The 12630-nt window shown below is 44.2% G+C and carries 15 protein-coding genes; 3 read left to right on the top strand and 12 right to left on the bottom strand.

The window, feature by feature from the left end; all coding sequences use genetic code 11:
- Nucleotide 1 precedes the first annotated feature (1 nt).
- Genes rpsC through rpsJ form a run of 8 tightly spaced genes read right to left on the bottom strand, consistent with a single transcriptional unit; the run spans nucleotide 2 to nucleotide 4144 of the window.
- Nucleotides 2-658 (bottom strand): 30S ribosomal protein S3, encoded by a 657-nt coding sequence (gene rpsC / locus NST31_RS10555; RefSeq protein ID WP_077111554.1) that lies wholly within the window; start codon nucleotides 656-658, stop codon nucleotides 2-4.
- 3 nt (nucleotides 659-661) lie between these two features.
- Entirely contained in the window at nucleotides 662-1003 is a 342-nt protein-coding gene (gene rplV / locus NST31_RS10560) for a 50S ribosomal protein L22 (protein WP_077111553.1), read from the bottom strand.
- Between the two features lie 20 nt (nucleotides 1004-1023).
- A complete protein-coding gene (gene rpsS, locus NST31_RS10565) occupies nucleotides 1024-1302 on the bottom strand; it encodes a 30S ribosomal protein S19 (RefSeq protein ID WP_077111552.1) in 279 nt (92 codons plus the stop codon).
- A 60-nt stretch (nucleotides 1303-1362) separates the two neighbouring features.
- Nucleotides 1363-2196 carry a 50S ribosomal protein L2 gene (rplB, locus tag NST31_RS10570; protein WP_077111551.1) on the bottom strand — a complete coding sequence of 278 codons (834 nt, stop codon included), beginning with the start codon at nucleotides 2194-2196 and terminating at the stop codon, nucleotides 1363-1365.
- 36 nt (nucleotides 2197-2232) lie between these two features.
- Entirely contained in the window at nucleotides 2233-2517 is a 285-nt protein-coding gene (rplW, locus tag NST31_RS10575) for a 50S ribosomal protein L23 (protein WP_339165437.1), read from the bottom strand.
- Nucleotides 2517-3140, bottom strand: a complete 624-nt coding sequence (rplD, locus tag NST31_RS10580) for a 50S ribosomal protein L4 (protein ID WP_339165438.1) — start codon at nucleotides 3138-3140, stop codon at nucleotides 2517-2519. The genes rplW and rplD overlap by 1 nt, the downstream gene beginning before the upstream one ends.
- Before the next feature lie 30 nt (nucleotides 3141-3170).
- Complete coding sequence (gene rplC, locus NST31_RS10585) at nucleotides 3171-3800, bottom strand: 50S ribosomal protein L3 (protein WP_077111548.1); 630 nt, start codon at nucleotides 3798-3800, stop codon at nucleotides 3171-3173.
- Nucleotides 3801-3835: 35 nt separating this feature from the next.
- The gene (gene rpsJ, locus NST31_RS10590; RefSeq protein ID WP_018708729.1) at nucleotides 3836-4144 is read right to left on the bottom strand and encodes a 30S ribosomal protein S10; all 309 of its coding nucleotides are present in this window, start codon (nucleotides 4142-4144) and stop codon (nucleotides 3836-3838) included.
- A 419-nt stretch (nucleotides 4145-4563) separates the two neighbouring features.
- On the opposite strand from rpsJ, the gene NST31_RS10595 reads away from it, so the two are divergent.
- The 3 genes from NST31_RS10595 (at nucleotide 4564) to NST31_RS10605 (ending at nucleotide 7495) form a co-directional block, all read left to right on the top strand.
- Complete coding sequence (locus NST31_RS10595; RefSeq protein ID WP_339165442.1) at nucleotides 4564-5310, top strand: metal ABC transporter ATP-binding protein; 747 nt, start codon at nucleotides 4564-4566, stop codon at nucleotides 5308-5310.
- Nucleotides 5310-6140, top strand: coding sequence for a metal ABC transporter permease (locus NST31_RS10600; RefSeq protein ID WP_339165444.1), 831 nt, complete (start codon nucleotides 5310-5312; stop codon nucleotides 6138-6140). The genes NST31_RS10595 and NST31_RS10600 overlap by 1 nt, the downstream gene beginning before the upstream one ends.
- Nucleotides 6141-6532: 392 nt before the next feature.
- Nucleotides 6533-7495 carry a zinc ABC transporter substrate-binding protein gene (locus NST31_RS10605; RefSeq protein ID WP_339165446.1) on the top strand — a complete coding sequence of 321 codons (963 nt, stop codon included), beginning with the start codon at nucleotides 6533-6535 and terminating at the stop codon, nucleotides 7493-7495.
- Nucleotides 7496-8225: 730 nt separating this feature from the next.
- Here NST31_RS10605 and tuf read toward each other — a convergent pair.
- From tuf to rpsL, 4 genes are all read right to left on the bottom strand, one after another.
- Nucleotides 8226-9413 (bottom strand): elongation factor Tu, encoded by a 1188-nt coding sequence (tuf, locus tag NST31_RS10610; RefSeq protein WP_077111543.1) that lies wholly within the window; start codon nucleotides 9411-9413, stop codon nucleotides 8226-8228.
- 129 nt (nucleotides 9414-9542) lie between these two features.
- Nucleotides 9543-11618: an elongation factor G gene (gene fusA, locus NST31_RS10615; protein WP_077111542.1), complete on the bottom strand. Its 2076-nt coding sequence runs from the start codon at nucleotides 11616-11618 to the stop codon at nucleotides 9543-9545.
- A gap of 57 nt (nucleotides 11619-11675) precedes the next feature.
- Entirely contained in the window at nucleotides 11676-12146 is a 471-nt protein-coding gene (gene rpsG, locus NST31_RS10620; RefSeq protein WP_077111541.1) for a 30S ribosomal protein S7, read from the bottom strand.
- 47 nt (nucleotides 12147-12193) lie between these two features.
- Nucleotides 12194-12613, bottom strand: a complete 420-nt coding sequence (rpsL, locus tag NST31_RS10625) for a 30S ribosomal protein S12 (RefSeq protein ID WP_077111540.1) — start codon at nucleotides 12611-12613, stop codon at nucleotides 12194-12196.
- Nucleotides 12614-12630 lie beyond the last annotated feature (17 nt).

Here is a 12630-nt window from a genome sequence, read left to right on the forward strand (position 1 = left end):
ATTATTTTCCTCCTTCCTCGGACTTTTTCTTTTCTGGAAGGACCTCTCCACGGTAAATCCATACTTTTACGCCAAGCTTGCCGTAAGTTGTGTCGGCTTCCGCATGTGCATAATCGATATCTGCGCGAAGTGTATGAAGTGGGACTGTTCCTTCGCTATAATGTTCAGAACGGGCAATATCTGCTCCGCCCAAGCGCCCGGAAACCATTGTTTTGACTCCTTGTGCGCCTGCACGCATTGTCCGTTGAATCGCTTGTTTTTGAGCACGGCGAAACGAAATCCGGCTTTCAAGCTGACGAGCGATGTTCTCTGCGACAAGTTTTGCATCCAAGTCCGCTTTTTTAATTTCAACAATATTGATGTGTACCCGTTTGTTTGTTAATTTGTTTAATGCTTTACGAAGTGCTTCTACTTCACTTCCACCTTTACCAATCACCATTCCAGGTTTGGCAGTGTGGACCGTAATATTGAGGCGGTTTGCAGCGCGCTCGATTTCAACACTGGAAACAGATGCATCCGCAAGCCGATTTTCGATATACTCACGCACCTTTATATCTTCGTGCAATAAAGTTGCGAATTCCTTGTCAGCGTACCATTTAGATTCCCAATCACGAATGATGCCAATTCGCATTCCGATCGGATTAACTTTTTGACCCACGATTTATCCCTCCTTCTTTTCTGATACCACAATCGTAATGTGGCTTGTGCGCTTATTGATCTGGCTTGCCCGTCCTTGCGCACGCGGTCTGAAGCGTTTCATTGTCGGACCTTCGTCTACGTAAGCTTCGGATATTAAAAGATTGTCAATGTCCATATCATAGTTATGCTCTGCATTTGCTACAGCGGATTTCAAAAGCTTTTCCACGATGGGAGAGGCGGCTTTTGGTGTCAGCTTCAAAATGGCAACTGCTTCGCCTACTTGCTTTCCTCGAATTAAATCGACGACAAGGCGTGCTTTACGAGGAGCAATACGAACTGTTCTGGCAACAGCTTTTGCTTGCATCAGGGGGTTCCCTCCTCTCATTAGCGTCTAGTTTTTTTGTCATCTGCGGCATGGCCCCGATAAGTTCTTGACGGAGCAAATTCACCCAATTTATGGCCTACCATATCTTCACTGATATAGACCGGAACATGCTTGCGTCCATCATATACCGCAATGGTATGTCCGATGAATGATGGAAAAATGGTAGAACGGCGTGACCACGTTTTAATGACTTGCTTTTTATTATCTTCATTTAGCTTTTCGATTTTTTTCAATAAATGATCATCTGCAAAAGGCCCTTTTTTCAGGCTGCGTCCCATGCTAGTACCTCCCTTCGTGATTGCGCTACGGTCCGGCGATTGAACCGTAGGACAATCCCGTTACTTTTTGCGTCGGCGTACAATGAATTTATCCGACTTGTTTGTTTTCTTCCGTGTTTTGTAACCGATCGTTGGTTTGCCCCAAGGTGTAACCGGAGATTTAAGTCCGATTGGCGTTTTGCCTTCACCACCGCCATGCGGGTGATCGTTAGGGTTCTTAACGGAACCGCGAACGTGAGGTCTTTTGCCCAACCAGCGGGAACGGCCGGCTTTACCTACTGTTACGAGCTCGTGTTGTTCATTTCCCACTTGACCGATTGTTGCGCGACAAGCGGCTAAAATCATGCGTACTTCACCTGAATTCAAACGGACAAGAACGTATTTTGTTCCTTCTTTACCAAGAACCTGCGCAGAAGTGCCCGCTGAACGTACCAACTGCCCGCCTTTGCCAGGCTTCATTTCAATGTTGTGAACGACCGTACCGACAGGAATATTTGCCAAAGGCAAAGCATTTCCGACTTTAATGTCTGCATCCGGTCCGGACATGACTTCCATGCCCACCTGTAAATTTTTTGGTGCTAAGATGTAGCGTTTTTCACCATCAACATAGTGGATCAACGCGATGTTTGCGGAACGGTTCGGATCATATTCGATTGTAGCAACGCGTCCAGGTATACCATCTTTGTTGCGTTTAAAGTCGATGACCCTGTATTGACGCTTATGACCGCCGCCGCGATGACGAACTGTAGTCCTACCTTGATTATTGCGGCCGCCTTTTCTATTAAGAGGCGCAAGCAATGATTTTTCCGGGGTATCTGTTGTGATCTCGGAAAAATCCAAACTTGTCATCCCGCGACGTCCGTTGGAGGTAGGTTTGTATTTTTTGATCGCCATGTTTTTCCCTCCTCTTCTATTATTGGAAAAGCTCTATTAGGCTTCGAAAAAGTCGATTTCTTTGCTGTCTGGTGTTAACGTGACAACTGCTTTGCGACGTTTTTTCGTATAGCCCGCAAATCGGCCTACACGCTTGTATTTGCCTTTATAATTCATTACGTTCACTTTTGCCACTTTTACGTCAAAAATGTTTTCTACCGCATCTTTTACTTGCGTTTTATTCGCTTTGACGTCTACTTCAAAAGTATATTTTTTGTCTGCCGTCAAATCCATAGAACGTTCAGTGATGATGGGGCGCTTAACTATATCACGTGCATCCATTACCCAAGCACCTCCTCCACTTTTTCAACTGCAGCTTTCGTCAAGACCAATGAGTTATGGCCAACGACATCGAGTACGTTGAGACTGTCTGCATCAATCACTGTTACTCCTGGAATATTCCGCGCTGATAAAGCTACGTTCTCTTCTGTTCTTTCCGTTACGAACAATGCTTTTTTGCCAACTGGAAGATTATTGAGCACTTTTACAAATTCTTTTGTTTTCGGCGCGTCAAACGATAATGCCTCGACAACGAGTACATTTTCTTCCTGTGCTTTCGCGGATAAAGCCGACTTGATAGCTAGACGGCGCATCTTTTTAGGCAATTTATAGCTGTAGCTGCGTGGAGCAGGACCAAATACAGTTCCGCCTCCGCGCCATTGTGGCGAACGAATCGATCCCTGGCGTGCCCGCCCGGTTCCTTTTTGGCGCCATGGCTTTCTTCCTCCGCCTCGCACTTCCGAACGTGTTTTTACTTTTGCAGTTCCTTGTCTTAATGAAGCTCTTTGCATGATGATTGCTTCGAACAAGACATGATTGTTTGGTTCGATTCCAAAGATGGCATCGTTGAGATCAACCTCCCCAACCTTGGAACCTTCTTGATTAAAAAGGCTTGCTTTTGGCATGCTTTATTCCTCCTTTCTTCCAATTTAGCTTTATTTCGCTTTTACTCCGGATTTAACTTCCAACATCGCTTTTTTCGGACCTGGAACGTTTCCTTTGACTAAAATCAAGTTGCGTTCAGCATCTACTTTAACGATTGGAAGGTTTTGAACTGTAACTTTTTCGCCACCCATACGGCCAGGGAGCGCTTTTTGTTTAAATACTTTAGCGGGGTCAACAGGACCCATTGATCCCGGACGGCGATGGAAACGGGAACCGTGCGTCATTGGCCCGCGGGCCTGCCCGTGGCGTTTGATGACACCTTGGAAACCTTTCCCTTTAGAAATTCCTGTTACATCTACCAAATCGCCTTCTGCGAATATATCAACTTTAATCTCCTGACCAACTTCGAACTCACTTATATTAACTCCGTTCAACTCACGGATGAAGCGCTTAGGTGCAGTATTTGCTTTTGCAACATGCCCCTTCTCAGGTTTGTTGGCAAGCTTTTCACGCTTATCTTCAAAGCCAATCTGAATGGCTTCGTAACCGTCTGATTCAACCGTTTTCTTTTGAAGAACCACATTTGGAGCCGCCTCAATTACTGTTACAGGGATCAAACGTCCATCTTCAGCAAAAATTTGCGTCATACCAATTTTTCTTCCTAAGATTCCTTTGCCCATGAGTCACACCTCCTGTATGAATTTCAATTTTTTCCTTATAATTTAATTTCAATGTCCACTCCGGACGGCAAATCAAGTCTCATCAGTGAATCTACCGTTTGTGGTGTAGGACTGATAATATCGATTAAACGCTTATGTGTGCGCATTTCAAATTGCTCGCGGGAATCTTTATATTTGTGTACCGCGCGCAAGATTGTGTAGACAGATTTTTCAGTTGGAAGCGGGATAGGCCCCGAAACATTCGCACCTGAACGTTTTGCCGTTTCTACAATCTTCTCTGCTGACTGGTCCAAAATTCTATGATCATATGCTTTTAATCTGATTCTGATCTTTTGTTTTGCCATTACTTTCCCTCCTTTTCGCCTATTTTTCAAAAATAGACTTGCTCCATGAAAATTTCCCCACACACTCGCCATGGCAAAGCGGCCGGGTGTATCGGCAACCTTCCACATCATTGCAGTCAAAAACCAACATTATACATTATACATATAATAATTGGTCAATGCAATATGAAATTAAAAAACAGCCACTTAAAATAAGAACTGTTTCATTATACAGGTGTTCAAAGCATTTTTCAAACACCCGGGCATTTTAAAAAGTAAGGAATATATCTCAAGACTGTTTTATTAAAATGTATAAGGTGTTTACAAAAGAGCAGAGTTTGTATATGCTGGTTAATAAGTTTACCAAGGGAAACTTTTTTTACCGAACGAACAATTCTGACGCTATTTATAAATATCAAATACAAAGGAAGGTGAAGGTTATGGCGGATCAAGTTGTATCCGTGCGTAATCTGTCTGTATCTTATTACGGGAAGGAGGTTCTCAAAAATATTAATTTTACGTGCGAACGCGGAAAGCTCATAGGTATTATCGGACCAAACGGCGCGGGAAAATCAACGTTGATCAAAGCATCTCTGGGCTTGATTCCCAAAAGCAGTGGACAAGTCACCATTGGCGGGAGGCCGCTGAAGGAAGTGAGAAATAAAATTGCCTATGTTCCACAGCGGGCAAATATTGACTGGGATTTCCCAATCATTGTCAAAGATACCGTTCTATTAGGAACATATCCAAATCTGGGACTTTTCCGCCGTCCGTCGAAAGCGGACAAAAAATGGGCTTTGGAATGCCTGGAAAAAGTGGGGATGGAAGACTTTACAAAAAACCAGATCGGAGAACTGTCAGGAGGTCAACAACAACGGGTATTTCTGGCACGGGCGCTCGCACAGCGCGCTGAATACTTCTTCCTTGACGAGCCCTTTGTCGGGGTTGATGTGGCAAGTGAGGAAGTCATTGTCAATATCTTAAAATCATTGAGGGATGAAGGAAAAACCGTATTCGTCGTTCACCACGATTTGACAAAAGTGGAAAGCTACTTTGATGACCTTATTCTCATTAATAAAGAATTAATTGGCGCTGGGCCTGTTGATCGGATCTTCCGACCCGAGTTGATGCAGGCAGCTTACAAGTCTCCTGTCCATATGTTTGAAAGTTTGGGGGTCGGCATGTAATGGCGTTTATTCAAGATTTAATGACGTATGAATTTTTACAGAAGGCCTTTATTACTTCCATTATAGTGGGCATCATTTGTGGAGTAATTGGAAGTTTCATTGTTTTGCGCGGAATGGCATTAATGGGTGATGCCATTGCGCACGCTGTTTTACCTGGAGTCGCGATTTCGTACATGCTTGGTATCAATTTTTTCTACGGTGCCGTAGCAACTGGCGCTTTGACATCACTAGGCATCGGACTGATAAGCCAAAACAGCCGTATTAAAAATGACTCTTCGATCGGCCTTGTCTTTTCAGCCGCATTTGCCTTGGGAATTATTTTAATCACTTTAGCCCAAAGTGCGACGGACTTGACACAGATCCTGTTCGGAAATGTATTGTCGGTCAGAGCTTCTGACATGTGGGTCACACTCATTATCGGAGCCGTGGTCGTTCTTGTTGTTGTTTTGTTTTACAAAGAATTGCTTGTCTCAAGCTTTGATGAAACGATGGCTGCTGCTTATGGGCTCAAAACGAGACTGATCCATTATTTGATCATGGTACTTCTTACACTTGTCACTGTCGCTTCCTTGCAGACCGTAGGTGTCGTTCTTGTTGTATCCATGTTAATTACTCCGGCATCTACTGCCTATCTGCTGACAAACCGGCTGTCAACCATGATTCTACTTGCCGCAATATTTGGAGCACTGTCTTCGATTATCGGATTATATTTTAGTTTTGTTTATAACCTGCCTTCCGGACCCGTGATCGCACTGGCGACAACAGCGATTTTTCTTGTTGCATTTCTGTTGTCTCCCAAGCAAGGAATTCTGTGGAGGAAGATAAAGTGAAACTTCATTCAGTAGGAGTTTTCTTCCATCTCCTACTGAATGTTAGTTGAACCAATCGGGCATTTAGGTGCCGTTTTCTCACACTTGGACCTTTTGTATTCACTCAAGATTTTGAAGTGGGAGTCTTACGGCACCTTATATGCGGGATAAAGTGAAACTTCATTCAGTAGGAGTCCTACTGAATGTTAGTTGAACCGATCGGGCATTTAGGTGCCGTTTTCTCACACTTGGATCTTTTGATATTCACTCGAGATTTTGAAGTGGCAGCCTTACGGCACCTTATATGCGGGAAAAAAATGAACAGGCAGAAAGCTTCGCTAGGCTATTGCATGGGAGCAACCGGAAACAGGTATCACATAAGAAATATTTTATTTGAAAAGGAGTTTTGCAGATTGAGGAAATTATTGAAATGGATTGGACTGGCGAGCATAGCGGCTTTGTTGCTTACGGCTTGTGGAAATGAAAAACCGGCATCAGAGGCGGGCGGAAAACCGGCATCCAAAAAGGACGAACCCTTAAAGATTGTCACTTCCTTTACAATAATTCAAGACCTTGCAAAGGAAATTGGCGGAGAGGATGTCGAGGTGCACAATTTAGTTCCAACAGGCACGGATCCCCATGAATATGAGCCGCTGCCGGAGGACATTAAAAAGGCTACTGATGCGGATGTGCTCTTCTATAACGGTTTGAATCTGGAAGGAGGCAAGGACGGCTGGTTCTATAAAATGGTAGATTCTGTTGGGCAGAAGGAGGAAAATGTGTTCAATTTGACAGAAAGCATAGAACCGATGTATATCAGCAGTAAAGATGGCAAAGAAGAGGAAATGAATCCACATGCCTTTATCGATCCCAATGTAGGAATCCAAATGGCTGAGGCGATGAGGGACGCTTTAATCGAAGTAGACTCTGATAATAAGGAGAAATATGAAAAACGCGGGAATGAGTACATTGAAAAGTTGAAGGAGATTGAACAGAAGTACTCAGAGGAAATTGAAAAGATCCCTGAAGAAGATCGCATTTTAGTAACGAGTGAGCGCGCATTCCAATATATGGCCAAACGTTACGGGTTAAAAGAGGCCTATATATGGGCAATTGACACAGAGGAAAACGGCTCGCCCTCACAGATTAAGTCACTTGTTCAATTCATTAAAGAGCATAATGTGCCTGTTCTCTTCCTTGAATCTAACGTTGACCCGCGTCCGATGGAGACTGTTTCAAAAGAATCCGGAATCCCTATTTATGAAAAACCAATCTATTCCGATGAGATTGGCAAGCCTGGTGATGAAGTTGATACTTATATCAAGTATTTGGAATACAATATTAACATCATTGCTGATGGCCTGAGCAGATCATAAGTGATGAAAAAAGCAAAGCGCTAAAGTCGATTCGCACTGGCATAACTCAAATATTGAGGCGGCTACCTCGTTGAGCCGCCTCAACAAAACTGCTTCCTTTCTTTGTTAAAAAGCTCCCAAGTTTCATCAAGGGAGTGTGGGTGATGACCGTTTTTTCGTTTATCTGCGCTGACCAGGCGCGATACTACTGGTCTAATGACGATCTTTTTTCATTTGTCTCCGCTGTTCGAACACGACTCCAGCGGTCTGATGACCGTTTTTCATTTATCCCCGCTGTCTTTTGAACAGATGATCTTCCACTGGAATTCAGTACGTAAGAAATACAAAGGCAAAGCACCCCTTGAATATGAAAAACACACAAAGTCAATGCCTACGATTAATTGTTCCGCAGGATCTGAAGGTGAGCCTGAGAAATTCCGTGTGGAGTTTGGGGCCGTGGCTATGGATCACAAGCGGGCATCCGTCAATACTTTCGAGAGCGGATTTCATAAATAAAAATCAGATGGGTGACCTATGGGTCGGTTTTTCGGCCCATAGGTCACCTCTTCTTCTATGTAAAAACGTTGTGCTACCAACATTTGTGAATTTCATTTTTTTAGACAGCTCTTAATAAGTCTTGGCCGGGTTAATGATGAAAAGGGACAACACCCATTTTTTTGCACAAAAAAGAGCAGGGAGTGATCAGTTCCCTGCTCTATATTTGTTTTTTATTTGCCCTTTAGGCAATGCATTACTTTTCGATAGATGCAACGACGCCCGCGCCTACAGTACGCCCACCTTCACGAATTGAGAATTTGGTTCCTTCTTCAATCGCGATTGGGGAGATAAGCTCAACAGTCATTTCGACGTTATCGCCAGGCATAACCATTTCTACTCCATCAGGAAGGTTGATGATTCCAGTTACGTCCGTTGTACGGAAGTAGAACTGTGGACGGTAGTTCGAGAAGAATGGAGTGTGACGTCCACCCTCTTCTTTAGAAAGAACATAAACTTCCGCTTTAAATTTTGTATGGGGAGTAATGGAACCTGGTTGAGCCAACACTTGGCCACGCTGAATTTCGTCACGGGAAACACCGCGAAGAAGGGCACCGATGTTGTCTCCAGCTTCAGCATAGTCAAGAAGCTTACGGAACATTTCAACTCCGGTAACAATTGTTTTCTTGGATTCATCAGCAAGACCAATGATCTCTACTTCATCGCCAACTTTTACTTGACCGCGCTCTACACGACCCGTTGCAACTGTTCCACGTCCAGTAATAGAGAATACGTCCTCAATCGGCATCATGAACGGTTTGTCAGTTTCACGCTCTGGAGTTGGGATATAAGAGTCAACTGCATCCATTAATTCAACAATTTTATCTTCCCACTCAGCTTCGCCTTCAAGAGCTTTAAGAGCTGAACCTTTGATAACAGGAACGTCATCGCCAGGGAAATCATATTCGGAAAGAAGATCGCGGATCTCCATTTCTACCAATTCTAATAGTTCTTCATCGTCAACCATGTCACATTTGTTCATGAATACAACGATGTAAGGAACGCCAACTTGACGGGAAAGAAGGATATGCTCACGAGTTTGCGGCATTGGACCATCCGCTGCAGACACAACAAGAATTGCGCCGTCCATTTGGGCAGCACCAGTGATCATGTTTTTAACATAGTCAGCGTGTCCTGGGCAGTCTACGTGTGCATAGTGGCGTTTGTCAGTTTCATACTCCACGTGGGATGTAGAGATAGTAATTCCACGCTCGCGCTCTTCAGGAGCGTTGTCGATCATGTCATAACCTTTTGCTTCACCGCCGCCGCGTTTAGACATAACAGTTGTAATTGCAGCAGTCAAAGTTGTTTTACCATGGTCAACGTGTCCGATTGTACCAATATTCGCATGTTCTTTGGAACGATCAAATTTTTCCTTAGCCATTAGGAAATCCTCCTTTATAATTAAAAAATATTAAGTATGATAGAGCGCCTTAAAGCCGGGAGGATTCCCGTCTTTAAAGCTGCCCGGACATCTATAAGTAGTTATACTTGATAGACGTTGTAAAATCAATTATTCACCGCTATTTTTTTTGATAATCTCTTCAGCAATTGATTTAGGTACTTCTTCATAGTGATCAAAGTGCATTGTATACGTTCCACGCCCTTGTGTGTTAGAACGAAGGGTTGTCGCATATCCGAACATTTCGGAAAGAGGGACAAATGCTCTTACAACCTGTGCATTTCCTCTTGCTTCCATTCCTTCAACACGGCCGCGGCGGGAAGTAACGTCACCCATAATATCACCTAGATATTCTTCAGGTACAATGACTTCAACTTTCATGATTGGTTCCAAGATAACCGGGTTACATTTTTTCGCAGCATTTCTTAAAGCGAGTGAAGCTGCGATTTTAAAGGCCATTTCACTTGAGTCAACATCGTGGTATGAACCATCGTACAATTTGGCTTTTATGTCGATGAGCGGGTATCCCGCCAAAATTCCGTTGCTCATCGCATCTTCCAGGCCGGCCTGAACCGCTGGAATATATTCACGAGGAACAACACCCCCGACGATGGCATTTTCAAATTCAAAGCCTTCGCCTTCTTCAAGCGGTGAAAACTCGATCCAGACGTGCCCGTACTGGCCGCGTCCACCAGATTGGCGTACAAATTTTCCTTCCACTTGAGCTGTGGAACGGAAAGTTTCACGATAAGAAACTTGCGGCGCACCAACATTTGCTTCAACTTTAAACTCCCGCTTTAAGCGGTCAACGATAATGTCAAGGTGAAGCTCACCCATTCCGGCAATAATAACTTGGCCTGTCTCAGGGTTCGTTTCTGCACGGAAAGTCGGGTCCTCTTCTTGAAGTTTGGCAAGAGCAGCGCCCATTTTGTCTTGATCGGCCTTTGACTTGGGTTCGATCGCAACTTCAATGACCGGCTCTGGGAATTCCATGGACTCCAAGATAACGAGGTTTTTCTCGTCACAAAGAGTGTCGCCTGTGCTCGTATCTTTTAAGCCTACTGCCGCGGCAATATCACCGCTGTAAGCAGTTGAAATTTCTTCACGGTGGTTCGCATGCATTTGCAGGATGCGTCCGATCCGTTCGCGTTTGCCTTTTGTTGAGTTTTGAACGTAAGAGCCGGACTCAAGCGTTCCGGAATATACCCGGAAGAATGTAAGGCGTCCTACATATGGGTCTGTCATGACTTTAAATGCAAGAGCGGAAAAAGGTTCGTTGTCATCGGCATGACGCTCTACCTCTTCCTCCGTTCCCGGCACAATTCCTTTAATGGACTCGATATCCGTAGGAGCTGGCAAGTAGTCAATAACTGCATCAAGAACTGGCTGAACGCCCTTATTTTTGAAGGCTGTTCCGCAAAGAACAGGATAGAATTCAACTTTTAGTGTTGCAGCACGAATAGCTGCTTTCAACTCTTCAGTCGTAATTTCTTCGCCCTCAAGATATTTCATCATGAGTTCTTCATCAAAATCGGATACGGCTTCTATTAAGTTGGCGCGCATTTCCTCTGCTTTATCTTTCAAGTCATCAGGAATTTCAGATTCGGTTGCATCTAGCACGTCGCCTTCATAAATCCACGCCTTCATTTCCACAAGGTCCACTATACCCCTAAAATTGTCTTCTGCACCTATAGGAAGCTGAATTGCATGGGCATTTGCCTGTAATCGGTCATGGATTGTTTTGATCGCATACTCAAAGTCAGCGCCAATTTTGTCCATTTTATTTACAAAGACGATACGTGGTACACCGTAAGTTGTCGCCTGCCGCCAAACTGTTTCTGTTTGCGGCTCGACACCTGACTGGGCGTCAAGAACAGTTACGGCGCCATCAAGGACCCGCAAAGAACGTTCAACTTCAACTGTGAAGTCTACGTGGCCAGGAGTATCGATAATGTTGACACGGTAACCTTTCCACTCTGCCGTTGTAGCAGCGGATGTAATCGTAATACCGCGTTCCTGTTCCTGCTCCATCCAGTCCATTTGCGAGGCACCTTCGTGAGTCTCACCCACTTTATGAATGCGTCCCGTATAGAAAAGTATGCGCTCTGTTGTTGTTGTTTTACCGGCATCAATGTGAGCCATGATTCCGATATTACGAGTCTTTTCTAAGGAGAACTCTCTAGGCATCTCGTATTTCTCCTTCCTGGAATGTATAAATGATTAGTGGTAAAAATCTTTTTATGCTTACCAGCGATAATGAGCAAACGCTCTGTTCGCTTCCGCCATTTTATGAGTGTCTTCACGCTTTTTAACTGAAGCGCCGCTGTTGTTGGCAGCATCAAGAATTTCATTCGCCAAACGCTCTTCCATTGTTTTTTCTCCACGAAGGCGGGCGTAGTTTACTAACCAGCGCAATCCAAGCGTAGATCGGCGCTCTGGGCGTACTTCTATCGGCACTTGGTAGTTGGCGCCACCAACACGGCGAGCTCTTACTTCCAATACAGGCATGATGTTTTTAAGCGCCTGTTCAAACACTTCCATTGGGTCTTTGCCGGATTTTTCTTGAACAATATCGAATGCTGAATATAGGATAGACTGTGCTTTTCCTCTTTTTCCGTCTATCATAAGTTTGTTGATCAAACGAGTAACAAGCTTAGAGTTATAGATCGGATCAGGGAGAACATCCCTCTTGGGAACAGATCCTTTACGTGGCATTGAGTTTCCTCCTTTCGCGATTCGTTAAAACATTGTAGAATGATCGATTATTTTTTGTCTTTAGGGCGTTTTGTTCCGTATTTCGAACGGCTTTGTGCACGGTTTTCCACGCCAGCAGTGTCAAGAGCACCGCGTACAATATGGTAACGTACACCTGGCAAGTCTTTAACACGTCCGCCGCGGATCAACACAACGCTGTGTTCTTGCAGGTTATGCCCTATTCCAGGAATGTATGCAGTTACCTCAATTCCATTAGTCAAACGGACACGGGCATATTTACGAAGTGCAGAGTTCGGCTTTTTAGGCGTCATTGTTCCTACACGAGTACATACACCGCGTTTTTGAGGGGATGATACGTCAGTCGTTGTTTTCTTAAAGCTGTTGTATCCTTTATTCAGCGCAGGAGAGTCAGAAGTAGTTACTTTAGACTTTCTTGGCTTACGAACCAATTGATTGATTGTAGGCACTGTTTGCTCCTCCTTTC

Source organism: Siminovitchia sp. FSL W7-1587 (assembly GCF_037963795.1).
In the GTDB taxonomy this organism is placed as follows: Bacteria; Bacillota; Bacilli; order Bacillales; family Bacillaceae_C; genus Siminovitchia; species Siminovitchia thermophila.

Coding starts and splice junctions, on each gene's coding strand:
- rplB (WP_077111551.1), bottom strand. CDS start 2,196: ATGGCGATCAAAAAATACAAACCTACCTCCAACGGACGTCGCGGGATG.
- rpsJ (WP_018708729.1), bottom strand. CDS start 4,144: ATGGCAAAACAAAAGATCAGAATCAGATTAAAAGCATATGATCATAGA.
- rplW (WP_339165437.1), bottom strand. CDS start 2,517: ATGGATGCACGTGATATAGTTAAGCGCCCCATCATCACTGAACGTTCT.
- rpsG (WP_077111541.1), bottom strand. CDS start 12,146: ATGCCACGTAAAGGATCTGTTCCCAAGAGGGATGTTCTCCCTGATCCG.
- rplD (WP_339165438.1), bottom strand. CDS start 3,140: ATGCCAAAAGCAAGCCTTTTTAATCAAGAAGGTTCCAAGGTTGGGGAG.
- NST31_RS10595 (WP_339165442.1), top strand. CDS start 4,564: ATGGCGGATCAAGTTGTATCCGTGCGTAATCTGTCTGTATCTTATTAC.
- NST31_RS10600 (WP_339165444.1), top strand. CDS start 5,310: ATGGCGTTTATTCAAGATTTAATGACGTATGAATTTTTACAGAAGGCC.
- rplV (WP_077111553.1), bottom strand. CDS start 1,003: ATGCAAGCAAAAGCTGTTGCCAGAACAGTTCGTATTGCTCCTCGTAAA.
- tuf (WP_077111543.1), bottom strand. CDS start 9,413: ATGGCTAAGGAAAAATTTGATCGTTCCAAAGAACATGCGAATATTGGT.
- rplC (WP_077111548.1), bottom strand. CDS start 3,800: ATGGGCAAAGGAATCTTAGGAAGAAAAATTGGTATGACGCAAATTTTT.
- rpsS (WP_077111552.1), bottom strand. CDS start 1,302: ATGGGACGCAGCCTGAAAAAAGGGCCTTTTGCAGATGATCATTTATTG.
- fusA (WP_077111542.1), bottom strand. CDS start 11,618: ATGCCTAGAGAGTTCTCCTTAGAAAAGACTCGTAATATCGGAATCATG.